Origin of the sequence: Rhodococcus sp. HNM0569, from assembly GCF_012726205.1 — a bacterium.
Classification (GTDB): Bacteria; Actinomycetota; Actinomycetes; order Mycobacteriales; family Mycobacteriaceae; genus Rhodococcus_F.
Map to the genome: position 1 here is coordinate 253,308 of NZ_JAASAE010000004.1, position 25,478 is coordinate 278,785.

Consider the following 25,478-nt stretch of genomic DNA (forward strand, 5'->3'; position numbering starts at 1 on the left):
ACTCCCTCCTCACCGCTTGATCCGAACCCGCACATCCGGCTGCGCCTCGAGCAGCCCCAACGTGGGCGCGACGGCATCGGTGACGGCCTCGATCAGGACGTCGTCGTCGACGTGTGCCGCCGGCTCGTCCGAACCACGCACGTGCACCGTCACCCGCTTGCGGTCGACAGTCGTGCGGGCCGCGTCGACACCGGGCACCGCGAGCGCCCGGCTGCTCGTGCCACGCGCGAGGTCAGTGGGCCGCGCCCACACGATCGGGACCGCCCCCGCGCTCCGGCTGCCGTCCGCACCGGGCGCCCCGGGCGTCCGCAGTGGCACGTGCGTGCGTGGCCGAGGCTTGACCGCGAGGGCGACACACACGAGACCCGTCACCACCGACACCACGATCACCGGGATGATCCAGTCCGACCAGTGCAGGCGCGCGGCCCACTCGACGGTGTTGCGCACCCACGGTGCCCCGCCCACGACGTCGTGCACGATGAGCAGCTCGCGCGCACAGACCGCGGCGAGGACCAGCGCGGCGCCCGCGATCGCGACTGCCGCCGGCATCGCGGCGGGCGCGGCGCGCGGCGTGTGCGGCACGACCGGAACGACGTCGTCGCCCGAGTGATCGGCCGTCGCCCCCGCAGCAGGTGCCGTGCTCGCGACCACCACGTTCAGCTCGTGGACCGGCAAGCCGGTGAGATGCTCGACGTCCTGCTCGACGCCGTCGCGCACCTGGCGTGTCAGCACGTCGAGACGGCACGGCCACTCGACGCTCACGTAGAGATTGACCGCGACCGCGTCCGTGCCCACCGTGACGTCGGCGCGCGGCAGATCCCGCCCGGTGAGCCGGTTGAGCCCGCCGAGCTGCCGCACGACGCCCGGAACCTGCAGCGCCGCGCCGACGACGATCTTCGCGACCACCCGTTCCTTGACGGTGAGCGTGCCGCGCGATCCCGGATCTGCAGCGTGCGCCGGGTCGGCGTCAACCACGGCCGCGGCTTCGGAGGATCGCGCCCAGGTCCAGATGCCCGTCGCGGTGCGCCCCGACCGCCATCCCCACGGCACCCAGCAGTACCGCGAACACGAAACCGCTGAAGCCGCCCATGATCCCCGCGAGTGCGAGCAACAGCCCGACGATCAACCCCACAGACGTACTGGACATCCCGCTCACTCCTTCTCGTCCGGCGTCTCGACGTCGGCTGTGTCATGCGGCGCCTCGACGTCGGCTGTGTCATGCGGCGCCTCGACGTCGACCGTGTCATGCGGCGTCTCGACGTCGCCGATGGTGATCTCGATGGGCACCGCACCGACGAGACGCGCGACCGCATCGCGCACCGCGTCGGCCGTGGCCACGGCGTCGACCGGATAGTGCACGGTGACGTGCACGCGGCACGCGTCGTCGCCCAGCACGATTCCTGTGACGCGTCGCCCCGGCAGGTACGTCGCGACCTCGCCGAATTCGCCGCCGTGCAGTGCCGCGACACCGGGCACCGCGAGCACCGCGGCGGCCACGTCGTCGACGAGGCGCGTCGCGTCGTGGTGCAGGGACGTCATTGCACGCGGGGCTTGTCGACGTCGACGGCTTCGCCGTCCTCGAACAGCATCACGTCGAAGACCGTGATGTCGACCTCGGTGACCTCCAGGCCGGTCATGCGTTCGACGGCGTCGATGACATTGCGACGGATGCCGGCCGCGAGCTCGTGCAGCGCGACGCCGTATTCCGCGACGATGCCGATGTCGATCGCGGCCTGCTTCTCGCCCACCTCGACCGCGACTCCCTGGGCGTGGTTGACCCGCGCACCCGGGATGCGGTCGCGCAGCGCGCCCACCGCGCGGGCCGTGCCGCCGCCGACGTCGTAGACGCCGCTGATCTCGCGCGTCGCGATGCCGGCGATCTTCGCGACCACGGCATCGGCGATGATCGTCCGGCCCTCCGTGCTCACGAGACCCGGGGAACCGCTGCCGTATACGATGCGGTTCTCGCCGCCGGAATCGCCGGTCATCGTTCAACTCCTCGATCGGTATGTACCGCGCCCGTCCCGGCGCGTGTCCAAGCGTAATGATCCGGGCCACGATCGGTGGTGCGCGACGCGTCCGCCGACCCACCGTGTTCCTCCTCACCCGCGACTCTGGTAGGACAGAGAACATGAGCGGCCGGTTTGTGTCGGCCGTCATTCATCCGTGGTGGGGGCCGGGCGGTCCGGAGAGTCGAGGTGGGCGATGTCGATCGGCCAGGAACGAAAGTCGCGAACCGTGATCGTGGGCGCGGGGCTGGCAGGCCTGCGGACCGCCGAAGAACTACGCAAGGCCGGCTACGACGGCGAGATCGTGCTGTGCGGCGCCGAACCGCACCCGCCGTACGACCGTCCGCCGCTGTCGAAGGAGTTCCTCGCCGGCGCTCTCGACGACACGGCGCTGCGACCGCGCGAGTTCTTCGACGAGCAGCGCATCGACTTCCGGCCCGGCCGCAGGGCGGTCGCGCTCGACACCACCCACCGGGAGGTGACCTTCGCCGACGGCGAGAACCTCGGGTACGACGATCTGGTCGTCGCGACCGGTCTGCGCCCGCGGCGCCTGCCCGGACTGCCCGAACTCGCGGGCCTGCACGTGCTGCGGTCGGTCGACGACGCGCGCATGCTGCGCGACTCGCTCGCGTCGGCGCGTCACGTCACCGTCGTCGGGGCCGGGTTCATCGGATGCGAGCTCGCGTCCAGCGCGCGCAGCGCCGGGGTCGACGTCACGCTCGTCGAACCACAGTCGACGCCGCTCGCGAGCGTGCTGGGTGAACAGGTCGGATCGCTCGTGGCACGGCTGCACGTCGACGCGGGCGTCGACGTGCGGTGCGGTACGTCGCTTGCCTCCGTCGAGGGCGACACCCGCGTGCGCACGGTCGTGCTCGCCGACGGCGACGAGATCGCCACGGACGCCGTCGTGATCGGAATCGGATCGGTACCCGAGACGGAATGGCTCGACGGCGGCGGTCTCGAGGTCGCCAACGGTGTCGTGTGCGACGACTCGGGACGCACCGGCGTGCCGCACGTGTGGGCCGTGGGGGACGTCGCCGCGTGGCGCGCACCGGACGGAGCGCCCGCGCGTGTCGAGCACTGGACGAATGCGGGGGAGCAGGCCGCGGTGCTCGCGGCTGCTCTCACGGGCAAGCCGCGCCCGGCCGACCAGGTGCCGTACTTCTGGAGCGACCAGCACGGCCTCAAGATCCAGTCGCTCGGCGCCTCGGCACCCAGCGGCACCGTGCACGTGGTGCGCGACGACGGCCGCAAGTTCGTCGTCTACTACGAGGTCGACGGCACGTTCGTGGGCGTCGTCGGTGCGGGCGCGGCGGGGCAGGTCATGAAGATGCGCGGCCGCATCGGGTCGCCGATCGAGGACGTCGTGCCCACGCCGGTGTGAGGCCGGTCGGGGCGCACACGCGCGCGCCGCGATAAATTGGCTGGTGTGATCGTCGCGCTCATCGATTCCGGGCTCGGGTTGCTGCCCACCGCGGGCTGGTTGCGCACGAAGCGTCCCGACCTCGATCTCGTGCTCGCGCTCGACCCCGAGGGCGCGCCGTGGGGACCGAAACCGAAGGAATGGGTCACCGCCCGCGTGCTCGACGCGGTGGGCACGTGTCTCGCACACGGCGCCGAGGTGATCGTGCTGCCGTGCAACACCGCGAGCGTCACGGCGCTCGACGACGTCCGGGCCTTCGTCGGGCCGTCCGTGCCGGTCGTAGGCACCGTGCCCGCAGTCAAGCCCGCCGCGGCGCAGTGCGACTCGGTCGCGATCTGGGCGACCGCCGCCACCACTGCGAGCCGCTACCAGGCGAAACTCGTCGAGGACTTCGGTGGCGATGCGACGGTCGTCGGCGTCGCGTGTCACGGACTCGCGGACGCGATCGATGCCGGAGATCCCGATGCGATCCGCTCCGCCGTCGCGCGGGCAGCCGCGGCCACGCCGGACGACGTCACGGGCGTCGTCCTCGGTTGTACCCACTACCCGCTCGTCGCGGACGAGATCGCGAGCGCGCTGCCGTCCGGAGTGCGTCTGTTCGACAGCGCCGAGGCCGTCGCCGCTCAGACGATCCGCCGCATCGAGGCCCTCGGACGCCCCGCGTCGGGCGAGGGCACGGTCACCGTGCTGACGAGCGGCAAGCGCGGTGCGTTGCCCGCGGCGGCGGAGCGGTATGCGGCGGGCCGGACAGTGCTGGGCGGCGTGGTGTCGAGGCCCTGAGACCGGCGGGCAGGGCGTCGGAAACCGGTGTCAGGCCGTCACCGGACGTCGTGTGGCGCGCAGATCCACCGCCCACACGGCGAACGACAGCATCGACAGTGCGGCACCGGCGACGCACACCGCCGTCCATCCGCCGGCGCGCCATGCCGTGGTGCCCACGGCCGACCCCGCCGCGGCTCCCACGAAGTACGCCGTCATGTACACCGAGTTCATGCGGGAGCGGGCCTGCGGCTCGAGCGCGAACACGATGTTCTGGTTGCTGATGTGCACCGATTGCAGTGCGAGGTCGGCGACCACGAACGACACCACGAACCACGCGACCGAGTGGGCGCCGAGAAAGCCGAACAGCGGCCAGCACACGAGCAACAGCACCAGGCCACCGAAACTCGCCCACTGCGCGAGGCCGCGATCCGCGAGCCGTCCGACCGCGGAGGCGGCCACCGCCCCGGCCACCCCGGACAGTCCGATCAGCCCGATCGTGGCAGGGGAGTACCCGAACGGCGCGCGTGAGAGCAGCAGCGCCATCGTCGCGAACACCGCGCTCACAGCCGCGAAGGTGGTCGCGCCGAGCATCGCGCGTGTCCGCAGCCGGGGATACCGCGCGACGAGGCTGCCGAGCGAGCGCAGCGCCTCGCCGTAGCCGATCCGCGTCCGTTGCGACGGCGAATCGTCGGGCAGCACCTTCCACAATGCGAGCGCGACGACGATCATCAGCGCACCCGCGATGCGGTAGATCGTGGTCCATCCGCCGAGTGTCGACACCAGGCCCGCGGCGCTGCGGGCCACAAGAATCCCGACGAGCAGGCCGCTCATCATCGTCCCCACTGCACGACCGGAACGCGCGGGATCGGCCAGCGACGCTGCGAACGGGACGAGCACCTGGGCCGCCACCGAGAACGCGCCCGCGACGGCAGTGCCGGTGAGGAAAGTCGCGATGTTCGGCGACCACCCACTGAGCGCCTGGCCCGCGGCGGCGAGCAGCATCAGCCCGACGGCGAGCTTCCTGCGATCGAGGAGGTCGCCGAGCGGCACGAGCAACAGCAGCCCGGCGCCGTACGCAACCTGCGCGACGGTGACCGACACGGCGGCGGTGGCGGGCGCCACGGACAGGGCACCCGCGATCGAGTCGAGCAGAGGCTGGTTGAAGTAGTTGCCGCCCGCACACAGGCCCGCCGCGATCGCCATCAGCACGATCGTCGGCGTGGTGAGCCTGCTGCCCGCCGGTGTGTTCTGGGGATCCACCCGCAGAGTGTGTCACCGGACGGAGACGTGCCGGCTCGTGTCGCAGCGGTGAAACGGGCGCGGACTTCGGTGGGCCGTGCTGAGATCGGGGGAGACGCCGCTCCACACGAAAGGAAGGCCGATGTGCGGGCGCTACGCGAGTACCACCACCGATCGTGAACTCCGGTCGGTGTTCGAAGTCGCGGAAGTGGTGGGCGAGACGCCCGGGCCGTCGTACAACGTCGCGCCCACCCAGCCGGTGCGCGTCGTCCTCGATCGCACACCCCGCGATCGCGACGCTGCCGACAGTGAGGCGCCCGACGCCGAGCCGGTTCGGCAACTGCGCACGATGCGCTGGGGGCTGGTGCCGTCGTGGGCGAAGGACGTCAAGATCGGCAATCGGCTGATCAACGCGCGCTCCGAATCGATCACCGACAAGCCGGCCTTCCGGCGCGCGGCCGTGCGCCGCCGATGCGTCGTGCCCGCGGACGGCTACTTCGAATGGGAGAAGCGCGACGGCGCGAAGATCCCGTACTACCTGCACGGCGACGGCGTGCTCGCGATGGCCGGACTCTACGAGTTGTGGCCCGACCCCGAGAAGGACCGCGACGACCCGGACCGGTGGTTGTGGACCACCACTGTCCTCACCACCGAGGCCACCGATGCGGCGGGCCGCATCCACGACCGCTCACCGCTGTTGCTGCCACCCGATTTCGTCGACCACTGGCTCGACACGTCGCTCACCGACCCCGACGACGTCAAGGCACTGCTCGCGTCGGTACCCGAACCGCACCTGCAGCCGTACGAGGTGAGCACCGCCGTCAACTCGCCACGCAACAACGGTCCCGAGCTGCTGGATCCGGTCGACGAGTGAGTACCGCCGCCGACGTCGCCCACGCGCTCGCGGAGCTCGCCGACCCGGACGCGGCCGGCACGATGCAGCGGTACTTCAAGACCGGTCCCGGCGAGTACGGCGAAGGCGACGTCTTTCTCGGTGTGCGCGTGCCGCAGGTACGCGCTGTCGCGAAGGGCTTCGCGGATCTTCCGGTCGACCAGATCGACGTGCTGCTCGACAGCGCCTTCCACGAGCACAGGTTCGCGGCACTCGTCGTGCTCGTCACGCGCTACGCGCGCGCCCGCGACGACGACACCAGACGGGCGGTGGTCGACCACTACGTGGAGGCGGTGCTGCGCGGCCGCGTCGACAACTGGGATCTGGTCGACACGTCGGCGCACGCGATTCTCGGCGAGTGGCTCGTCGACCGGCGGCGCGATCTCGTGTTCACCCTGGCCGCCGACCCCGACCTGTGGCGGCGGCGCGTCGCGCTCCTCGCCACCTTCGCGTTCGTCAAGCACGGCGACGCGTCGACCACGCTGGAGGTGGCCGCACGCGTGCTCGACGACCGCCGCGATCTCACGCAGAAGGCGACGGGCTGGATGCTGCGCGAGGTCGGCAAGCGCGTCGACCGCGCTGCGCTCACCGGCTTCCTCGACACCCACGCCGCACACAGGGGGCGCACCGCGCTCGGTTACGCCACCGAACACCTCACCCCGGCCGAGCGCGCGCACTACCGCTCCCTCACCTGACGGCTCCCGCACCCGGCCCCGCGCCCGGCTGCCGTGTGCGCCGGCCGACACACGCGCTGTTACAGTGCCTCAGCGCGTGCGGCAGTCGGGGTGGCGCAGCGGAGGAACAAGGCCTTCTCGGAGGGGTGTCGTGCGTCGTCTGTCGATCGAAAGCTTGCGTGCCGCAAGCGGAAAACTGCGTGCCGCGAGCAAGAGATCGCGGACCGCGACGGTACCTGCGGCGTGCGTCGCGGCGGCGCTGGTGTGCACGGCCCCCGCGTCGGCCGTCCCGCCCGTCGACATGGGCGACGTGTTCAATCCGTTCGTCCTCACCACATTCGAGGACGCGCAGGTCGCGTCGCCCGAGCAGTTGCTGCCGCAGCTGCCCACCGGCGACCCGTTCTACGACGTCCCGGCCTACGATCCCACCGCTCCGGCCGGCACCCTGTTGAAGTCCCGCCCCGCGACGATCCAGGTGGGCGGTGTGCAGCCGGGGCACGTGCGCGGCTACCAGATGATGTACGTGACCACCGACTTCGACGGTTCACCGACGGTCAGCACGGGGCTGCTGATGATCCCGGACAACGCCGACACGGCGCCGGGCGGTCGCAGGCTCGTCGGTTACTCGGAAGCCAACGACAGCCTCGGCCCCAACTGCATGCCGAGCTACCAGTGGACCGGCGGGAACCAGACCGACCCGTCGTTGTTCTCCGCGCTCGGGCCCGTCGCGCAGATGTTCGGCGAGGGCTGGGCCGTCATGATGAGCGACACCGCCAACGACGGCGACCCCGCGCCCAACGGCTTCTCGATCGGCCGATTCTCCGGCGCCGCAACCCTCGACGGTCTGCGCGCGGCGATCGCCCTGCCCGAGGCCGGGTTCGCGCCCGACGTGCCGATCGGGCTGTTCGGGATCGCCGGTGGCGGCGTCGCGTCCGGGTTCGCGGCCGAGCGCCGCGCCGAGTACGCGCCGGAACTCAACGTCGTCGGCACCGTGCTCGAATCGATGGTGATCGACAGTGCCGCCTTCGAACGGCAGGCCGACGGCGGTATCGGTGCCGGCTTCGTGTTCGCGAACTCGCTCGGGTTCGCCGCGAAATATCCCGAGATCGACCTCGACACCGAACTGACGCCTTTCGGCAAGACGATGGCGGGCATCTACAACACGACCTGCCAGCTGAACTACCTGTTCACGCCGTTCGTCCCGATGTCGGCGCTCTACGTGCACGGGCGGCCCGCGGACAATCCGGCGTTCGCGCGTGCCTACGCCGAGAACCGGCTCGGGCAGTCGGCGCCGGACGCGCCCGTGCTGATCGCGTCGTGCAAGGACGACTTCCTCGTGCCGTACTCGGACGTCGAGGAGTTGATCGCCACCTACCGCGCTGGTGGCACCGACGTCACGGTGGATCCCGCCCGCTCGTGCGGTGTCACCGACCTGACCGACCCCTATCGGATGGGCACGGAACTGCTGGGCATGCAGAACATTCCGTGGCTCGCCGACCGATTCGAGGAGGCTCGATGAAGAAGCTCGTTTTCGCGGCGTTCACCGCGTTCGCCGTCGTCGCGGCACCCGCCGCGCACGCACAGCCCGCGGCGGACGGTGACGTCGACTATCTCGACGTGCCACGCGCGAACGAGACGTCCGAAGGCAACGGCGGCGTGGTGCCGTCGTTCTCCAACGATCCCGAGGTGCTGCGGCCGGTGCTCGACGCCGCGCGCGAGCGGGGCGTCGAGCCCGCGCGCTATGCGGGCCTGCTGCACCAGTACTGGCTCACCGAGGCCACCCGTGCTGCGGGCCTCGACCTCGCGAACTGGGATCCCACGCGTGGGCTCGCCGCGAACGAGCAGAACCTCGCGAAGGTCTTCACGTACTACGAGAAACTCCAGCGTGAGAATCCGGACTTCCTGTGGACGGGTCAGGGCGGCATGGCCGGGCCGTCGTTCGCGGCCGGGATCATGGACATCGACCTGGGCCGCGTCGTTCTCGGTGTGCACGAAATCCGGGACGTGGTCGCCGAGATCGTGCAGCGCGTGAACGACGTCGCCGCGCCCGCGACAGCGAACCTGCCCAGCGACGTGCAGGCCGTTCTCGACGTCGGCGGATCGATCACCGCCGAGGACATCGCGGAATTCCAGGTGCGGGTCATCGCGATGAACAAGCACATCTTCACCGACCTGATCCCGCAGCATCAGGCCTATCTCGGCGGTGGCATGGCCGCGATCGACGAGTACCACGCGGCCGGACTGATCGACGACGCGGCGTACTCCGCGTGGCAGGACATCGCGACGGGCGAGCCCGACAAGATCGTCGACGGCAATGCACAGCTGCTCTACCGCGAGCAGAACCAGGCCATCGCCGATCAGTGGGACGCCGCGTCGTCGATGCGGCAGCCGGTGGGCCGCGCCCTCACCTACGTCAGCACGATCGCGGCCGACCCCGCGATTCCCGGTCTCGTCCCGCCGCGCGAGGCGAGCCCGCTCACGCTCGTCGCGTCGGATCTGGGCGGCGCCGAGGTCGACGGCCCGCAATGGCACCTGCAGACGCCGCTGCCCGCGTTCAACTGGGCCGACCGCGACGGCCGGTGGGCGTACATCACCGAGCACATGCTGCCCACCTATCGCGCGTTGAAGGAGCAGCATCCGGACCAGTGGATGGCGGCGCTCAGCAAGCCGATGGACCAGCAGATCCTCGAACAGCGGGCGCTCGTACGGTTGCCGCAGATGCTGCGGTCGATGGCGTCGGTGACGCAGGCGCAGTTCTACTGACGGTGGCGCACCCCGCCGCGTGCCGGGCTCGACGCGCGGCGGGGCGCTGTACCCGGGCGCTCTAGGATGAGGGCGTGTGCGCCCGTGAATTCGATGTCGACGGCGTGCTCGCCCACCTGCGTCGCCGTCCCGATGTCGAGGCCCCCAATCTGCACGCGGTCGACGCGACCGATCGCCTGCTGCTCGACGAGGCGGCCGACGCGCTCGCCGCCGACCCGGCGGCGGTCGTCGTGCTCGGCGACCGGTACGGCGCGCTCACGCTCGGTGCCGCGGTCTCGGCGGGCGCGACGGGCATCCGCACGTTCCAGGACGCGCTGACGGGTGAGCGCGCGCTCGCGTCGAATGCGCGTCGCGTCGGGCTCGCGGACCGCTACCGTTCGCTGCCGCTCGGCGTGGAGTTGCTGGCCGGCGCCCGCGTGGTGCTCGTGCAACTGCCACGCGGCCTCGCCGAACTCGACGAATACGCGCAGGCGATCGCGGCGCACGCCGATCCGTCGGTCCGGGTGTACGCGGGTGGCCGGATCAAGCACCTGTCGACGTCGATGAACGACGTCCTCGCGCGGTCCTTCTCCCATGTCCACGCGACGCTCGCGCGGCAGAAGTCCCGCGTGCTGGTCGCGTCGGGCCCCGTGCCGGAACCCGCGCGGTTCCCGCTCCGCGAGCACTCCGCCGAACTCGGGCTCACGGTCGTGGCGCACGGGGCGGCGTTCGGGGGCGCGGGGCTCGACATCGGCACCCGCGCACTCGTCGGTGTTCTCGGCGACACGCCTGCCGACGCTCGCACCGCGCTCGACCTCGGATGCGGCACCGGCATCCTCGCGGCCGCCCTCGCGCGACTGCGTCCCGAACTCGAGGTGATCGCGACCGACCAGTCCGCCGGGGCCGTCGCGTCGGCCGCCGAGACCGCGGCGGCCAACGGACTGGCCGACCGGATCCGCGTCGTCCGCGACGATGCGGCGGGCTCGCTCGACGACGACTCGGTCGACCTCGTCGTGTGCAATCCGCCTTTTCACGTCGGCGCTGCCGTGCACACCGGGTCCGCCGACAAGATGTTTCGCGCCGCGGGACGTGTCCTGCGGCGCGGCGGCGAGATGTGGACCGTCTTCAACACGCACCTCGCCTACACGCGGGCACTCGAACGTGCCGTCGGGCCCACGCGCACGGTGACGCGCACCCGCAAGTTCACCGTCACCGCCTCGGTCGCGCGTTGACAGCCCGGCTGCGGTGACGCGCCCGCGCGGGCCCCGTGTGGCGATTCGCGTGGCCACGCCGTAGAGTCCGAAATGTCCGGTGCCCTCGGTGCGCCGACGCGGGAACTCGCGCCAGGCGTCCGTCGTTGGACGATCAGTAGGCCGGAATTGTCCGGCAACCACACGAGAAGGGACGTGCACGGTGCGCACCACCAGCAACCCGGTGTTCCGCAACCTGCCCAAGCAGGAGGGCGGCTACGCCTCGTTCGGAACGGCGTCGGCCGGCGCCGCGCAGGCCACCCAGTTCGGTCAGCAGCCGCAGTTCACGCAGGCAGGCCCCGACCAGCGGTCGATGACGATCGACGACGTCGTCACCAAGACCGGCATCACGCTCGGCGTCCTCGCGATCAGCGCGATCGTCTCGTACTACCTGGCGAGCAACGACACGTCGCTCGCGGTGCCGCTCGTGGCGGGCGGCGGCATCATCGGCTTCGTCCTCGCGATGATCGGCACGCTCGGCCGCAAGATGGACAAGCCCCCGCTCGTGCTCGCCTATGCGGTCGCCGAAGGCGTGTTCCTCGGCGCGCTGTCGCTGCTGTTCACGGGCGTCGAGTTCGGCGGTGTCGGTGGCGCGGGCCTGATCGGTCAGGCAGTGCTCGGCACGTTCGGCGTGTTCTTCGGCATGCTGGTCGTCTACAAGACCGGCGCCATCCGCGTCACGCCGCGCTTCACCCGCATGCTCGTCGGCGCCATGATCGGCATCCTCGTCCTCGTCGTCGGCAACCTCGTGGCGTCGTTCTTCACGCCCGGTGGCTTCGGCCTGCGCGACGGCGGCACGCTCGCGATCATCTTCAGCCTCGTGTGCATCGCGGTCGCCGCGTTCAGCTTCCTGCTCGACTTCGACGCCGCCGACCAGCTCATCCGCGCCCAGGCCCCCGAGAAGGCCGCGTGGGGCGTCGCATTCGGTCTCACCATCACCCTCGTGTGGCTGTACATCGAGATCCTGCGTCTGCTCAGCTACTTCCAGAACGACTAGCTCTCGCACGCCGAACGGGCGGTTTCCCAGAAGGTCACTCGACCGATGCCTGGGAAACCGCCCGTTCGGCGTTTGTGGATAGCGAAAACCTATCCACAGGCGGCCGCGCCACCAGGCGAACTCGTCGGAGTGCGTGACGACGCTCGTCGCATGCACTCACTCGCCATGCCTTTCCACGGTCCTCGCGCGGTGGCCGCCGGAGTGGTCACTCGCCATCAACTGGCCCTCGACCACGTGCGCGTGTACCCGGGTATCCATGTCGATCGCCGCACCACGGTCGACGCACTCGTGCGCGCACACGCAGCGGCGCTGTTCACCTCCCCGCACGGTGTCCTCACCGGCCTGTCCGCCGCAGCCGTGCACGGTGCGTCGTGGATTCCCGCGTCGGCGCCCGCCGAGGTCGTTCGCAACGGGCACTACCGGCCGACTCCCGGCCTGCTCACGTACAACCGTCGGCTCGAACCCGACGAGATCACGTGCGTCGACGGCGTGCGGGTGGCGACACCGGCGCGTGCCGCATTCGACCTCGGTTGCCGACTGCCGCGTCGCCGTGCCGTCGCGGTGCTCGACGACTTGTGTGCGGCGACAGCACTGTCGGTCGACGCCATCTCCGAGCTTGCGCGCAGGCATCGCGGCGCGCGGGGCGTACGACAACTGGCGAAGACGCTCGCCGTCGTCGACGCCGGTGCGCAATCGCCGCCGGAGAGCCACCTCCGTGTGCTGCTGATCGACTCCGGGCTTCCGCGCCCGTGCACTCAGATCCCGATCTCCGACGCATCGGGCAGACCGTTTGCGTGGGCGGATCTGGGCTGGCCGGAACTCCGACTCGTCGTCGAGTACGACGGCGAACACCACTGGACGGACCGGGCGCAGCGAGCCTGGGACATCGAACGCCATGCGCGGATCGAGGCGCTCGGCTGGACCGTCGTCCGTGTCAGCGCCGAGTTGCTCTACGACCGTCCGGCCGATCTCGTGCGCCGCGTCGCACGCGCACTGGAAAACGCCGAACGGGCGGTTTCCCAGGTATCGGTCGAGTGACCTTCTGGGAAACCGCCCGTTCGACGGGAGGGAGGGATCAGCTGAGGCGCTCGAGCACCATCGCCATGCCCTGGCCGCCGCCGACACACATGGTCTCGACGCCGAACGTCTTGTCCTGCTCGCGGAGGTTGTTGAGCAGCGTGTTGGTGATGCGGGCACCGGTCATGCCGAAGGGGTGGCCGAGTGCGATCGCGCCGCCGGACACGTTGAGCTTGTCGTCGTCGATGCCGAGGGCGCGAGCGGAGCCGAGGACCTGCACCGCGAAGGCCTCGTTGATCTCGAACAGGTCGATGTCGGAGATCGACTTGCCTGCGATCGCGAGGGCCTTCTTGACGGCTTCGATGGGGCCGAGGCCCATGATCTCGGGGGACAGGCCCGTGACGGCGGTCGACACGATGCGCGCGAGCGGGGTGAGCCCCAGTTCCTTGGCCTTCGTGTCGGACATGATGACGAGCGCCGCGGCGCCGTCGTTGAGCGGGCACGCGTTGCCGGCGGTGACGGTGCCGTCGGGACGGAAGACCGGCTTGAGCTGGCTGATCTTCTCGTAGGTGGTGCCGGCGCGCGGGCCGTCGTCGGTGGAGACGACGGTGCCGTCGGGGAGCGTGACGGGGGTGATCTCACGCTCGAAGAAGCCGCGCTCGATGGCTTCCTCGGCGCGGTTCTGCGAGCGCACGCCCCAGTGGTCCTGGTCTTCGCGCGAGATGCCCGTGTAGGACGCGACGTTCTCGGCGGTCTGGCCCATCGCGATGTAGACGTCCGGCAGGTCGCCCGACTCGCGCGGGTCCTTCCATGCGATGCCGCCGCCCGCGAGCTTCTCGGTGAGCGCTTCTGCGTCCGCGAACTTGGGGTTCTTGGTGTTGGGGAGGCCGTCGGCGTTGCCGGTGACGAAGCTCGACACGGACTCGACGCCTGCGGAGACGAAGACGTCGCCTTCGCCCGCGCGAATGGCGTGCATCGCCATGCGGGTGGTCTGCAGCGACGACGAGCAGTAGCGGTTGACCGTGACGCCGGGAAGGTGGTCGTAGCCGAGTTCGACGGCGACGACGCGGCCGATGTTGAAGCCGGACTGGCCGGCGGGCTGGCCGCAGCCCATGATGAGGTCGTCGATGTCCTTCGGGTCGAGCTCGGGGACCTTCGCGAGGGCCGCTGCCACCATCTGGGTGGCGAGGTCGTCGGGACGGATGTCCTTCAACGAACCCTTCATCGCGCGCCCGATCGGCGAGCGGACTGCTGAGACGATGACTGCCTCGGGCATGGGGGTAACTCCTCGGTTATCGGAACGTGTTGCTGACGCCCAATCTACGTGCACGAGTGTGGGTCAGGACACCGCCCCGGCGTCGAAGACGGTTCGGTGGGATGTGTGTGCGCACGCGCGGGACCGATCTGGGACGATGGGGGTATGCGCATCGCGAACCACGTCGTCGATCTGATCGGCAACACGCCCCTGGTCAAGCTCAACTCGGTCGTCGATGACGTGGCTGCATCCGGCACCGTCGCGGCGAAGATCGAGTACCTCAACCCCGGCGGCAGCTCGAAGGACCGCATCGCCGTCAAGATGATCGACGCGGCCGAGAAGTCGGGTGCGTTGAAGCCCGGCGGCACGATCGTGGAACCGACATCCGGCAACACCGGTATCGGTCTCGCGCTCGTCGCGCAGCAGCGCGGATACAAGTGCGTGTTCGTCTGCCCGGACAAGGTGGGCGAGGACAAGCGCAATGTGCTGCGCGCGTACGGCGCGGAGGTCGTGGTGTGCCCCACGGCGGTCCCACCGGAGCACCCCGACAGCTACTACAGCGTGTCCGACCGGCTCGCACGCGAGCTGCCCGGCGGCTGGAAGCCGGACCAGTACTCGAACCCGGGCGGCCCCGAGAGCCACTACGAGACCACGGGCCCGGAGATCTGGGCGGACACCGACGGCAAGATCACGCACTTCGTCGCGGGTGTGGGTACCGGCGGCACGATCACGGGCGCGGGGCGCTACCTCAAGGAGGTGTCGGGCGGCAAGGTCAAGGTCGTCGGCGCCGACCCCGAGGGCTCGGTGTACTCGGGCGGCACCGGTCGTCCCTACCTCGTCGAGGGTGTGGGCGAGGACTTCTGGCCCACCGCGTACGACCCCGCGATCCCGGACGAGATCATCGCGGTCTCCGACGCCGATTCGTTCGAGATGACGCGTCGTCTGGCCCGCGAAGAGGGCCTGCTGGTCGGTGGTTCCTGCGGCATGGCGGTCGTCGCCGCGCTCGAGGTGGCCAAGCGGGAGGGGCCCGACGCGCTCGTGGTCGTGCTGCTGCCGGACGGTGGCCGCGGCTACATGGCGAAGATCTTCAACGACAAGTGGATGGCGTCGTACGGCTTCCTGCGCACGCCGCTCGACGGCAGCGACCACGAGAAGACCGTGGGAGACGTGCTGCGGGGCAAGTCGGGTGAACTGCCGGACCTCGTGCACACCCACCCGTCGGAGACGCTGCGCGACGCGATCGAGATCCTGCGCGAGTACGGCGTGTCCCAGATGCCGGTCGTCGGTGCGGAGCCGCCGGTCATGGCGGGCGAGGTCGCGGGTAGCGTGTCCGAGCGCGATCTGCTGAGCGCGGTGTTCGAGGGGCGTGCGCACCTCGCCGATCCGGTCGAGAAGCACATGAGCGCTCCGTTCCCGCTGATCGGTTCGGGCGAGCCGGTCTCGGCCGCGACCAAGGCGCTCGGCGACACCGACGCGGTGATGGTCGTCGACGACGGCAAACCCGTCGGCGTCATCACCCGGCACGACCTGCTCGGGTTCGTCAGCTCGGGAGTGTAGGCGCGCGGCAATCGCAGTTCGGGGACGACAGGGGGGACGACATGACGAAGGTTGCACGCGTTCGATGGGGTGCGGTCGCGGTGGCGGTGGGCGCGTTCGCGCTCGCGGGTTGCGGCGATCAGGTGCAGGGCACGGCGGTCGCCGCATCGCCGGCCGGCGACGGCGCCGTGCCGGACGGCGGCGCTTCGGGTGGCAGCGGGGGAGCGGACGCGCCGCCCGACATGTCGCTCGGCTTCGGGTCAGGCGAGACTCTCGGGTGCGACGAACTCGCACCGGTCGTCGAGCCGATGGTGCCCGCTCTGGACGGCTCGTCACCGACGGCGCAGCCCACCGGAGGCTGCATGTGGCGCGGCGCAACCACCGTGAGTGTCACGGCCACGCCGGAAAAGATCGACCCCGAGGTCCTCGACATCATGCGCGACGGCCCGGGCGTCATCCCGGACCCGCGGGTCGACGCGCTCGGCGGTGTCGCGATGTCGACCGGCGGTGCGGCCCTCGTCACCGAGTGGGCGCAGATCGTGGTGGTCGCGTTCGGCTCGGGCGACGACGACGCCCTCTCGCTCGACGTCGCGCTCGCGGTGGCCGATCACATGAAGCCCTAACGGTGGCGGCGGCCCGTGTCCGCGCGGCACGGCGGCGCATTACGCTCTAGGGCATGAGTGAGCAGCGGAGCAAGGCCGACCGGAACAGCGCGCAAGGTTTCTCGACGAAGGCGATCCACGCCGGGTACGAACCCGACGCGCAGACCGGCGCCGTCAACGTCCCGATCTACGCGAGCTCGACGTTCGCGCAGGACGGCGTCGGCGGTATGCGCGACGGCTTCGAGTACGCCCGCACCGGCAATCCCACCCGCCGCCCGCTCGAGGCGAACCTCGCGGCGCTCGAATCCGGCACGTACGGCCGCGCGTTCGGCTCGGGCATGGCGGCCACCGATTGCGCGCTGCGCGCAATCCTGCGTCCCGGTGATCACCTCGTCATCCCGAACGACGCATACGGCGGCACCTTCCGGCTGATCGACAAGGTCTTCACGCAGTGGGGTATCGAGTACACGCCCGCGGCCGTCAACGACGTCGACGCGGTGCGCGCGGCGATCCGTCCCGAGACCAAGCTCGTGTGGGTCGAGACGCCCACCAACCCGCTGCTCAACATCGGCGACATCGCGGCACTCGCGGACGTCGCGCACGGCGCGAACGCGAAGCTCGTCGTCGACAACACGTTCGCGTCGCCCTACCTGCAGCAGCCCCTGCAGCTCGGCGCCGACATCGCGCTGCACTCGACCACGAAGTACATCGGCGGACACTCGGACGTCGTGGGCGGTGCCCTCGTCACGGACGACGAAGAACTCGACGCGGCGTTCGCATTCCTGCAGAACGGCTCGGGCGCGGTGCCGGGCCCGTTCGATGCATTCCTGACGCTGCGCGGCATCAAGACGCTCGCGCTGCGTATGGAGCGGCACAGCGACAACGCCGAGAAGATCGTCGACGCGCTCGTCGGCCATCCCGCGGTGGCGTCGGTCGTCTACCCGGGTCTCGACTCGCACCCGGGCCACGCGGTCGCGGCGAAGCAGATGCGCCGGTTCGGCGGCATGGTGTCGGTGCGCCTCGCGGGCGGTAAGCAGGCGGCGCTCGAATTCTGCTCGCGCACCGAGATCTTCACGCTCGCCGAGTCGCTCGGCGGTGTCGAATCGCTCATCGAGCATCCGGGCGCGATGACGCACGCATCCACCGCGGGTTCGGTGCTCGAGGTACCGGACGACCTGGTGCGCCTGTCCGTCGGCATCGAGGACGGTGCGGATCTGCTCGCCGACATCGAGCAGGCGCTGCCCGCGCAGTAGTGTCACTCGTCTCGGCCCCGGTCTGTGCATTCACGGGCCGGGGCCGAGTGCGTTCTCAGCCTTGCTGATCCGGTCCGAGTGGGTGGGTGAGCGCGTGGTAGCCGAGGATGTGGTCGCGCATGATCGCGGCCGACTTGCCGGGCTGCCGCTTGTCGAGGGCTGCGACGACGGCACGGTGTTCGCGCCGCAATCCGTTGGCCACCTCGCCCCAGTCGGGCAGCTTCGGTACCGCCACCATGACGTAGCCCCGGATCGCCTCGCGCAGCGACGCCATCATCTCGCGCACCACGACGTTGCCGGCGAGGCCCGCGAGGGTGACGTGGAATTCGGCGTCGATGCGGTGGAACTCCTCGGGGGACAGGGACGGATCGTCCATCGCGTCGAGCAGTGCGTTCGCAGCGGTGAGGTCGAGATCGGCCGTGCGCGCGGCCGCGTCCACAGCCCACGTCTCGAGCAGGACGCGGGTCTGCACGATGTCCTCGACGGGCAGGGTGCGTGCGGCGACGTGCAGGCGCAGCGCGAGGCTCAGCGACGCCGCGGGGTCGGACGCGATGACGGCGCCCGCGCCGGGCCCGGACCCGACGGCGGTCTTGACCAGGCCCATCGCTTCGAGGATGCGGAGCGCTTCGCGCACGGAGGAGCGGCTGACGCCCAGTTCTTCGGCGAATGCGCGCTCGGCGGGGAGCTTGCTGCCGACCGTGAGCCGACCGGTCGTGATGTCGTCCTCGATGCGTTTCAGGACGACCTCGTGAGTGCGCACCGATCCATCGTATAGCGGCCGGCAGGTGTGGTGGCGGGCCACGTATGCCTGCGGTCATGACGCGCGTCACGATTTCCTCTGGTGTGGTCGGACCACATGGGTTAGTGTGGTCCGACCACACACCCGGCACGGAGGATCGATGAAGATCGCACTGTTCGCGACGTGTCTCGCGGACGCACTGTTTCCCGAGTCCGCGAAGGCGACGGTGCGCCTGCTCGAACGTCTCGGTCACGAGGTCGTGTTCCCGCAAGGGCAGACGTGCTGCGGCCAGATGCACGTCAACACAGGCTATTTCGCCGAGGCGCTGCCGCTCGTGCGCAACCATGTCGAGGCCTTCGAGAGCGCGTCGTGGGACGTCGCGGTCGCGCCCTCGGGCTCGTGCGTGGGGTCGGTACGCCACCAGCACGGCATGATCGCGCGGCGCGCGGGCGACGACGCCCTCGCCGAGCGCGCCACCGAACTCGCGAACCGCACCTACGAGCTGTCCGAGCTGCTCGTCGACGTACTCGGCGTCACCGACGTCGGCGCCTACTACCCCCATCGCGTCACGTACCACCCCACGTGCCACTCGCTGCGCATGCTGCGCGTCGGCGACAAACCGCTGCAGCTGCTCCGCGAGGTGCGGGGCATGACGCTCGTCGAACTCCCGGAGGCGGACTCGTGCTGCGGCTTCGGCGGCACGTTCGCGCTCAAGAACTCCGAGGTCTCGACGGCGATGCTCGCCGACAAGATGCGCAATGTGACCGCGACGGGTGCCGAGATGTGCACCGCGGGCGACTCGTCGTGCCTCATGCACATCGCCGGCGGGCTCTCGAGGCTGCGCACCGGCGTCGGCACCGTCCATCTCGCGCAGATCCTCGCGAGCACGCAGGCCACGAACGAGCACCCGGTGTCGCGGGCGGAGGTGGCCAGGTGAGCACCTTCCTCGGCACCCCGTCGCCCTCGGTCCCCGGCCAGGGCAACATCCATGCCCTCGAACCCTTTCCGCAGGCCGCGGCGCACGCACTGCGCGACACCCAGATGCGACGCAATGTCGGGCACGCGACGCACACGATCCGCACCAAGCGTCTGCGTGCCGTCGCCGAGTGCCCGGACTGGGAGGAGCTGCGCGCGGCGGGCAGCGCGATCAAGGCCGACGTCATGGCACGGCTGCCCGAGCTGCTGCGGCAGCTCGAGGAGAATGTGACCGCCCGCGGGGGAGTGGTGCACTGGGCCCGCGACGCCGCCGAGGCGAACGACATCATCGAAGGCATCGTCGTCGCAACGGGTTCCGACGAGGTCGTCAAGGTCAAGTCGATGGCGACGCAGGAGATCGGCCTCAACGAGCATCTCGAGGCGAAGGGCATCGCGGCGATCGAAACCGACCTCGCCGAGCTCATCGTGCAGTTGGGCGACGACAAGCCGAGTCACATCCTGGTGCCGGCGATCCACCGCAATCGCGCCGAGATCCGGGAGATCTTCCTCGAGGCGATGCCCGGCGTCGATCCCGACATCGCGGCCGAACCGACCGCACTCGCGATGGCCGCGCGCGCACACCTGCGCCGCAAGTTCCTGTCGGCGCGAGTGGCCGTGAGCGGAGCCAACTTCGGAGTCGCCGACACCGGCACCCTCGCGGTCGTCGAGTCGGAGGGCAACGGGCGGATGTGTCTCACACTGCCCAAGACGCTCGTCACCGTGATGGGGATCGAGAAGGTCGTGCCGTCGTTCACCGATCTCGAGGTGTTCATGCAACTGCTGCCCCGCTCGTCGACGGCCGAGCGCATGAATCCCTACACGTCGATGTGGACCGGCGTGCATCCCGGCGACGGCCCCGAGGAGTTCCACCTCGTGCTGCTCGACAACGGCCGCACCAACGTCCTCGCCGACGAAGCGGGACGCTCTGCGCTGCACTGCATCCGGTGCAGCGCGTGCCTCAACGTGTGCCCCGTGTACGAGCGCACGGGCGGGCACGCCTACGGGTCGGTGTATCCGGGCCCGATCGGTGCCGTGCTGAGCCCGCAGCTCACCGCGACCGGAGCCGACGGCACCGGCCACGACGACCCGAACTCGACGCTCCCGTACGCGTCGACGCTGTGCGGCGCGTGCTTCGACGCATGTCCCGTGCGCATCGACATCCCGTCCATGCTCGTGCACTTGCGCGGCAAACAGGTCGACGCGGAGCGTGGCGGTCTACCCGGACCGCAGGCCACCGCGATGAAGGCCGCGCAGTGGGCGATGTCCTCGCCGAAACGGTTCGCTGCCGCCGAGCGAGTCGCGTCCGCGCTGGGTGGACTGGCGGGCAAGGACCGCACGGTGTCGTCGTTGCCGGGTCCGGGCGCGCTGTGGACGAAGAGCCGCGACCTGCCGTTGCCACCGAAGCAGTCCTTCCGGCGGTGGTGGGCGGAGAACCGCGACTCGGGAGCGGACGGGACGGACGGGGAGGAGACGCGGTGAACGCAAGAGACGCGGTGCTCGGCCGCATCGAGCAGGCGGTGGCAGGCAGCGTGCCGGTCGCGGTGCCCCGCGACTACGAGCGCGCCGACCTCACCGGCCCGGGAGACGTCGCGCTGTTCGCCGAGACGGTCGGCGACTACCGGGCACAGGTGTTCCGCGTCGCGGCCTCGGAAGTCGCCGCCACGGTGGCGTCGTTGCTGCGGGGTGCGCGCCGCGTCGTGACGCCCGCGGGCCTCGACCCCGCATGGACCGCGGGGCTCGCCCCGATCGTCGACGGCGAACCGGCGTTGCTGTCGGTCGGCGAACTCGACGAGGGCGATGCGGTGGTCACGGGCTGCCGGCTCGGCATCGCGAAGACCGGCACGATCGTGCTCGACGCGGGGCCGGGGCAGGGGCGCAGGCTCGTGACGCTCGTGCCCGACCGGCACGTGTGCATCGTGCGGGCCGACCAGGTGGTCGACACGGTGCCGCAGGCGTTCGCGCGGCTCGTGCCGGGCCGCCCACTCACCTTCGTGAGCGGGCCGAGCGCGACGAGCGACATCGAACTCGACCGTGTCGAGGGTGTGCACGGGCCGCGCACGCTCGACGTGATCCTCGTGGAACCCGAGTGAGTACGGTGTCCGGAGTGGAGCGGTGAGCTCACGCGGGTTCGGGGACGTCGGCTTCGGCTCGGGGTGTGCCGCCGAGCAGACCGACGAGGCGTTCGCGCGAGCGGCCGATGTGCACCGTGAGGATGTCGACGGCGCGGTCGCCGTCGCCCGCCTCGATCGCGTCGAGGATCATGCGGTGCTCGGTGGCGATGCCGCCGACAGTGAGCAACTCGTGCCCCTGCACCTGCACCATGCACAGCCGGATCTCGCCGACCAGCGAGCGGAACATGCGACTCGTACGCGGGCTGCCCATCTCGTCGACCAGTGCGGTGTGGAATGCCATGTCCGGTTCCACCACGGCGATCGGATCGAAGTCGGTCATCGCGGAGATCTCGCGGTTGGCGTCGAGCGCGGCCTGCGGCACCGTGCGCGTCTCGGACAGCGCGCGCACCACGACGGATTCGAGGCTCGCGCGCGTCCGGTAGATGTCGCGCACGTCGTCGGGTCCCAGCCGCGGTACGCGGGCCGTCTTGTGCGTGCTGCGCTGCAGCAGTCCCTCGCTCACAAGCTTCTCGATCGCCGCCTTCGCGGTGGGCCGGGCCACCGAATAGGTGCCTGCCACTTCGGCTTCGGTGACGGGGCTGTGCGACGTGATCTCGCCCGCGAACAGCCGGCGACGCAGTTCGCCCGCGAGTGCATCCACGACGGAGAGCGTCTCGACCCGGTGGGGCATGGCGACCCTCCTCTGCTTCGCGGGCTGATGCTTCGCAGGCTGATGTGCGAGCGGCGTCGACCTGCGCACTCGCCGCGCTGATCATCTTCCCACGTTCGGCAACTTCTTTATTGACAGACCAGTGTACTTGTCTGACAATTCTCGACAGTGTCCTGAAACACATAAGGGGTAGGCATGTTCCAACAGTCACTCGACCCGGTCGCCGGGTCGCTTGGATGGTCGGCGCTGGTAGCCGCGGTCCCGCTCGTCACGATGTTCGTGCTGCTCGGCGTCTTCCGGATCAAGGCCCACATCGCCGGCCTCGTCGGCCTCGTGCTGTCGATGCTCACCGCCGCGTTCGTGTGGGACATGCCGATCGGGCAGACCTTCAGTGCCGCCGGCGAAGGCGCGTTCTACGGCTTCTTCCCGATCCTGTGGATCCTGATCAACGCCCTGTTCGTCTACAAGCTCACCGTGGCGACCGGCTGGTTCGAGGAACTGGGCCGCGTCATCCGGTCGATCTCGGACGACCAGCGCATCCTCGCGATCCTCATCGCGTTCTGTTTCGGCGCGCTGCTCGAATCGCTCGCCGGATTCGGTGCGCCCGTGGCGATCACCGCGGCGATGCTGATGGCGGCGGGCATGAAGCCACTCAAGGCGGCGTGCACCGCGCTGCTCGCGAACACCGCGCCCGTCGCGTTCGGTGCGATGGGCGCTCCGATCCTCGCCCTCGCAGGCGTCACCACCCTGCCGCTCGACGACCTGTCGGCCATGGCGGGTCGTCAGACGCCGTTCATCGCCGCCATCGTGCCGTTGCTGCTCGTGTTCATGGTCGACGGCAAGCGCGGTGTGCGTCAGGTGTGGCCGGTCGCGCTCGTCGCGGGCATCTCGTTCGGTGCCGCACAGTTCGTCACATCCAACTACCTGACGGTGGAGCTCACCGACGTCGTCGCCGCGATCGTCACGGTGGGCGTCGTGCTGGGAATGCTGCGGCTGTGGCAGCCCAAGGAGGGCCTGCCCGCCGAGGCGCCGGTGCTGCCGCAGCCCGTCGGGGCGGGCAACGGAGTCGGCGTGGTCGGCGGCGACGGTGGTGGCACGTCGAATGCCGGCTCGAATGCGGACCGCTCGAACGCCGACAAGATCGCGCGCTACTCGCCGGGCATGCGCACCTTCCTCGCGCTCGCACCGTATCTCGTCATCATCGTGGTGTTCAGCATCGCGCAGATCCCGTCGGTCAAGTCCTGGCTCGGCGACATCGGCACGACCGCGTTCACGTGGCCCGGCCTCGACATCGCGAACGCGGACGGGAAGGAACTGCCGCAGGTCTTCAAGCTCGACCACCTCAAGGCCACCGGCACCCTGTTGCTGCTGTCGGGCCTGATCACCGCTGTGCTGTACAAGATCTCGCCGCGCCGCTTCGTTCTCGCCTACCGCGACACGCTCGTGCAACTGCGCTGGACGCTCGTCACCGTCGCCGCGGTCCTCGCGCTCGCGTACGTCATGAACCTGTCCGGTCAGACCTCGAGCCTCGGTATGGCGCTTGCGTCGACGGGAGGCGCGTTCGCGCTGCTCTCGCCGGTCGTCGGCTGGCTCGGCGTCGCGATCACCGGCTCCGACACATCGTCGAACTCGCTGTTCGGCGTGCTGCAGGTCACCGCGGCGCGCGAGGCCGGCCTCGACCCGCTGCTGATGGCCGCTGCCAACTCGTCGGCGGGCGTACTCGGCAAGATGCTGTCGCCGCAGAACCTGTCGGTCGCCGTCGCCGCCGTCGGACTGCTCGGCGCGGAAGGCACCTTGCTGCGCAAGCTGATCGGCTGGAGTCTCGGCCTGCTCGTGTTCCTCACCGCGATCATCTACCTGCAGTCCACCGACGTGCTCGGGTGGATGGTTCCGTGAGCGCGCGGGCGAGCACCGGCATGTCCACCCTCGACGACGCCGCGGTCGACCAGTTGGTCCGCGAACTCGGTCCGGCGATCACCACCGATCCGGACGCGATGCTCGCGTACCGCCGCGACCAGTCGGTCCTCACCCCCGCGGGTGCTCCGTGTGCGCTCGTGCGGGCCCGCGACGCCGACGACGTGGCCGCGACACTCCGCATCGCGTCGCAGCACGGCGTTCCCGTCGTCACACGGGGTGCGGGCACGGGCCTGGCCGGCGCGGCGAACGCCCTCGACGGATGCATCGTGCTCAGCGTCGAGAAGATGAACCGCATCGTCCGCATCGACACCGACGCGCGCACCGCGACCGTCGAGCCCGGCGTGATCAACGCCGATCTCGCGGCGGCGGCCGCGCAGGTCGGCTTGTGGTACGTGCCCGACCCGGGCAGTCGTGCGATCTCGTCGATCGGTGGCAATCTCGCCACCAATGCGGGCGGAAGTTGTTGCGCCAAGTACGGTGTCACGCGCGATCACGTCGCGCAGCTCACCGCGGTCCTCGCCGACGGCCGCGTCGTCCGGACCGGGGCGGCCACGCGCAAGAACGTCGCGGGCCTCGATCTCACCCAGTTGCTGGTGGGGTCGGAGGGCACGCTCGCGGTCATCGTGGAGGCCACGATGCGGCTGCGTGCGGCCACCACGGACACGGCCACGATGGTGGCGACCTTCCCGGACACGGCCTCGGCGGTCGCGGCAGTTCTCGCGATCCGCGCACGCGCCGAGCCGCGGGTCGTCGAGTTCATGGACCGCACCACGATCGCCGCCGTCGACGACATGACGCACATGGGCCTCGACGTCACGGCTGCCGCGATGCTGCTCGTGCAGTGCGACGGCCGCGGTGCGGCGGACGACGTGCGCGTGTGCGCGGACGCGTGCAGCGAGCACGGTGCCACCGAGGTGTACGACACGAGCGACGACGCCGAGGGCGAGGCGTTCATGCACGCGCGCTATGTCGCCCTCACCGCGCTCGAGCGGTGTGGCAGCACGCTTCTCGACGATCTCGCGGTTCCGGTGCCGCGGCTGCCGGACATGCTCGCCCGCATCGAGGGTGTCGCGGCCCGCTACGACCTGACGATCGGCACGTTCGGCCATGCTGCCGACGGCAACATGCATCCGACGATCGTGTTCGACGCCGCCGATCCGGACACGGTCACGCGTGCGAATGCGGCTTTCGCCGACATGGTCTCCGCGTGCCTGGACCTCGGCGGGTCGATCAGCGGCGAGCACGGCATCGGTGTGCTCAAGCAGCCATGGCTCGCCGCGCAGGTGGGCGAGACCGAGCGTGAACTGATGCGCGGGGTCAAGCGCGCGTTCGACCCTGCAGGCATCCTCAACCCCGGCCGGGGTTACTGAGCAAGGTCGTCGAGCAGCGAAGGCGCGCGCGCCGGGCGGGGCCGC

25 protein-coding genes are annotated in these 25,478 nt (G+C 70.3%); 17 read left to right on the forward strand and 8 right to left on the reverse strand.

Translation table 11 applies throughout. The features are described from left to right. Positions 1-9: 9 nt before the first annotated feature. From HCA44_RS21250 to HCA44_RS08165, 4 genes are read right to left on the reverse strand one after another with little or no spacing between them, the layout of a single operon-like run. The gene (locus HCA44_RS21250) at positions 10-975 is read right to left on the reverse strand and encodes an Asp23/Gls24 family envelope stress response protein (RefSeq protein ID WP_169648028.1); all 966 of its coding nucleotides are present in this window, start codon (positions 973-975) and stop codon (positions 10-12) included. Continuing rightward, entirely contained in the window at positions 968-1,147 is a 180-nt protein-coding gene (locus tag HCA44_RS08155; RefSeq protein WP_169648029.1) for a DUF2273 domain-containing protein, read from the reverse strand. The genes HCA44_RS21250 and HCA44_RS08155 overlap by 8 nt, the downstream gene beginning before the upstream one ends. Positions 1,148-1,152: 5 nt before the next feature. Then, positions 1,153-1,539, reverse strand: coding sequence for a hypothetical protein (locus HCA44_RS08160; RefSeq protein WP_240945368.1), 387 nt, complete (start codon positions 1,537-1,539; stop codon positions 1,153-1,155). Next, positions 1,536-1,988 (reverse strand): Asp23/Gls24 family envelope stress response protein, encoded by a 453-nt coding sequence (locus tag HCA44_RS08165; RefSeq protein ID WP_169648030.1) that lies wholly within the window; start codon positions 1,986-1,988, stop codon positions 1,536-1,538. Before HCA44_RS08165 ends, HCA44_RS08160 begins: the two co-directional genes overlap by 4 nt. Before the next feature lie 217 nt (positions 1,989-2,205). Here HCA44_RS08165 and HCA44_RS08170 point away from each other — a divergent pair, with 217 nt between their 5' ends. Further along, complete coding sequence (locus HCA44_RS08170) at positions 2,206-3,393, forward strand: FAD-dependent oxidoreductase (protein ID WP_169648031.1); 1,188 nt, start codon at positions 2,206-2,208, stop codon at positions 3,391-3,393. A 45-nt stretch (positions 3,394-3,438) separates the two neighbouring features. Then, on the forward strand, positions 3,439-4,212 hold the full coding sequence (locus HCA44_RS08175; RefSeq protein ID WP_169648032.1) for an aspartate/glutamate racemase family protein: 774 nt from the start codon (positions 3,439-3,441) through the stop codon (positions 4,210-4,212). A gap of 30 nt (positions 4,213-4,242) precedes the next feature. Here the strand turns inward: HCA44_RS08175 and HCA44_RS08180 are convergent, their stop codons facing one another. Next, entirely contained in the window at positions 4,243-5,397 is a 1,155-nt protein-coding gene (locus tag HCA44_RS08180; protein ID WP_169648114.1) for an MFS transporter, read from the reverse strand. Between the two features lie 178 nt (positions 5,398-5,575). On the opposite strand from HCA44_RS08180, the gene HCA44_RS08185 reads away from it, so the two are divergent. The 7 genes from HCA44_RS08185 (at position 5,576) to HCA44_RS08215 (ending at position 13,026) form a co-directional block, all read left to right on the forward strand. Beyond that, positions 5,576-6,307 (forward strand): SOS response-associated peptidase, encoded by a 732-nt coding sequence (locus tag HCA44_RS08185; protein WP_169648033.1) that lies wholly within the window; start codon positions 5,576-5,578, stop codon positions 6,305-6,307. Further along, positions 6,304-7,020 carry a DNA alkylation repair protein gene (locus HCA44_RS08190; protein WP_346764636.1) on the forward strand — a complete coding sequence of 239 codons (717 nt, stop codon included), beginning with the start codon at positions 6,304-6,306 and terminating at the stop codon, positions 7,018-7,020. Before HCA44_RS08185 ends, HCA44_RS08190 begins: the two co-directional genes overlap by 4 nt. Positions 7,021-7,150: 130 nt before the next feature. Then, on the forward strand, positions 7,151-8,518 hold the full coding sequence (locus tag HCA44_RS08195) for a lipase family protein (protein ID WP_346764637.1): 1,368 nt from the start codon (positions 7,151-7,153) through the stop codon (positions 8,516-8,518). Beyond that, the gene (locus tag HCA44_RS08200; protein ID WP_169648034.1) at positions 8,515-9,762 is read left to right on the forward strand and encodes a Tat pathway signal protein; all 1,248 of its coding nucleotides are present in this window, start codon (positions 8,515-8,517) and stop codon (positions 9,760-9,762) included. Before HCA44_RS08195 ends, HCA44_RS08200 begins: the two co-directional genes overlap by 4 nt. 74 nt (positions 9,763-9,836) lie before the next feature. Continuing rightward, positions 9,837-10,973, forward strand: coding sequence for a methyltransferase (locus HCA44_RS08205; protein ID WP_169648035.1), 1,137 nt, complete (start codon positions 9,837-9,839; stop codon positions 10,971-10,973). Between the two features lie 181 nt (positions 10,974-11,154). Continuing rightward, positions 11,155-11,988 carry a Bax inhibitor-1/YccA family protein gene (locus HCA44_RS08210; RefSeq protein WP_169648036.1) on the forward strand — a complete coding sequence of 278 codons (834 nt, stop codon included), beginning with the start codon at positions 11,155-11,157 and terminating at the stop codon, positions 11,986-11,988. 150 nt (positions 11,989-12,138) lie between these two features. Next, the gene (locus tag HCA44_RS08215) at positions 12,139-13,026 is read left to right on the forward strand and encodes a DUF559 domain-containing protein (RefSeq protein WP_169648037.1); all 888 of its coding nucleotides are present in this window, start codon (positions 12,139-12,141) and stop codon (positions 13,024-13,026) included. A 37-nt stretch (positions 13,027-13,063) separates the two neighbouring features. Here HCA44_RS08215 and HCA44_RS08220 read toward each other — a convergent pair whose 3' ends face one another. Then, entirely contained in the window at positions 13,064-14,281 is a 1,218-nt protein-coding gene (locus HCA44_RS08220; RefSeq protein ID WP_169648038.1) for an acetyl-CoA C-acetyltransferase, read from the reverse strand. 144 nt (positions 14,282-14,425) lie between these two features. Between HCA44_RS08220 and HCA44_RS08225 the strand changes: the two genes are divergently transcribed. Genes HCA44_RS08225 through HCA44_RS08235 form a run of 3 tightly spaced genes read left to right on the forward strand, consistent with a single transcriptional unit; the run spans position 14,426 to position 17,651 of the window. Beyond that, positions 14,426-15,817 (forward strand): cystathionine beta-synthase, encoded by a 1,392-nt coding sequence (locus HCA44_RS08225; RefSeq protein WP_169648039.1) that lies wholly within the window; start codon positions 14,426-14,428, stop codon positions 15,815-15,817. Positions 15,818-15,858: 41 nt separating this feature from the next. Beyond that, complete coding sequence (locus tag HCA44_RS08230) at positions 15,859-16,419, forward strand: hypothetical protein (protein WP_169648040.1); 561 nt, start codon at positions 15,859-15,861, stop codon at positions 16,417-16,419. A 53-nt stretch (positions 16,420-16,472) separates the two neighbouring features. Beyond that, positions 16,473-17,651, forward strand: coding sequence for a cystathionine gamma-synthase (locus HCA44_RS08235; RefSeq protein ID WP_169648041.1), 1,179 nt, complete (start codon positions 16,473-16,475; stop codon positions 17,649-17,651). Positions 17,652-17,706: 55 nt separating this feature from the next. On the opposite strand, the gene HCA44_RS08240 is transcribed toward HCA44_RS08235, so the two are convergent. Further along, the gene (locus tag HCA44_RS08240) at positions 17,707-18,411 is read right to left on the reverse strand and encodes an FCD domain-containing protein (RefSeq protein WP_169648042.1); all 705 of its coding nucleotides are present in this window, start codon (positions 18,409-18,411) and stop codon (positions 17,707-17,709) included. A gap of 139 nt (positions 18,412-18,550) precedes the next feature. Between HCA44_RS08240 and HCA44_RS08245 the strand changes: the two genes are divergently transcribed. The 3 genes from HCA44_RS08245 to HCA44_RS08255 are packed head-to-tail and all read left to right on the forward strand — an operon-like array spanning position 18,551 to position 21,455. Continuing rightward, positions 18,551-19,327, forward strand: coding sequence for a (Fe-S)-binding protein (locus HCA44_RS08245; protein WP_169648043.1), 777 nt, complete (start codon positions 18,551-18,553; stop codon positions 19,325-19,327). Then, on the forward strand, positions 19,324-20,844 hold the full coding sequence (locus tag HCA44_RS08250) for a LutB/LldF family L-lactate oxidation iron-sulfur protein (RefSeq protein ID WP_169648044.1): 1,521 nt from the start codon (positions 19,324-19,326) through the stop codon (positions 20,842-20,844). Before HCA44_RS08245 ends, HCA44_RS08250 begins: the two co-directional genes overlap by 4 nt. Next, a complete protein-coding gene (locus tag HCA44_RS08255) occupies positions 20,841-21,455 on the forward strand; it encodes a lactate utilization protein C (RefSeq protein ID WP_346764638.1) in 615 nt (204 codons plus the stop codon). The genes HCA44_RS08250 and HCA44_RS08255 overlap by 4 nt, the downstream gene beginning before the upstream one ends. 28 nt (positions 21,456-21,483) lie before the next feature. Here HCA44_RS08255 and HCA44_RS08260 read toward each other — a convergent pair whose 3' ends face one another. Next, the gene (locus tag HCA44_RS08260) at positions 21,484-22,167 is read right to left on the reverse strand and encodes a GntR family transcriptional regulator (RefSeq protein ID WP_169648045.1); all 684 of its coding nucleotides are present in this window, start codon (positions 22,165-22,167) and stop codon (positions 21,484-21,486) included. A gap of 174 nt (positions 22,168-22,341) precedes the next feature. Here HCA44_RS08260 and HCA44_RS08265 point away from each other — a divergent pair, with 174 nt between their 5' ends. Then, entirely contained in the window at positions 22,342-24,042 is a 1,701-nt protein-coding gene (locus HCA44_RS08265) for an L-lactate permease (protein WP_169648046.1), read from the forward strand. Between the two features lie 20 nt (positions 24,043-24,062). Beyond that, complete coding sequence (locus HCA44_RS08270; RefSeq protein WP_169648118.1) at positions 24,063-25,433, forward strand: FAD-linked oxidase C-terminal domain-containing protein; 1,371 nt, start codon at positions 24,063-24,065, stop codon at positions 25,431-25,433. Positions 25,434-25,478 lie beyond the last annotated feature (45 nt).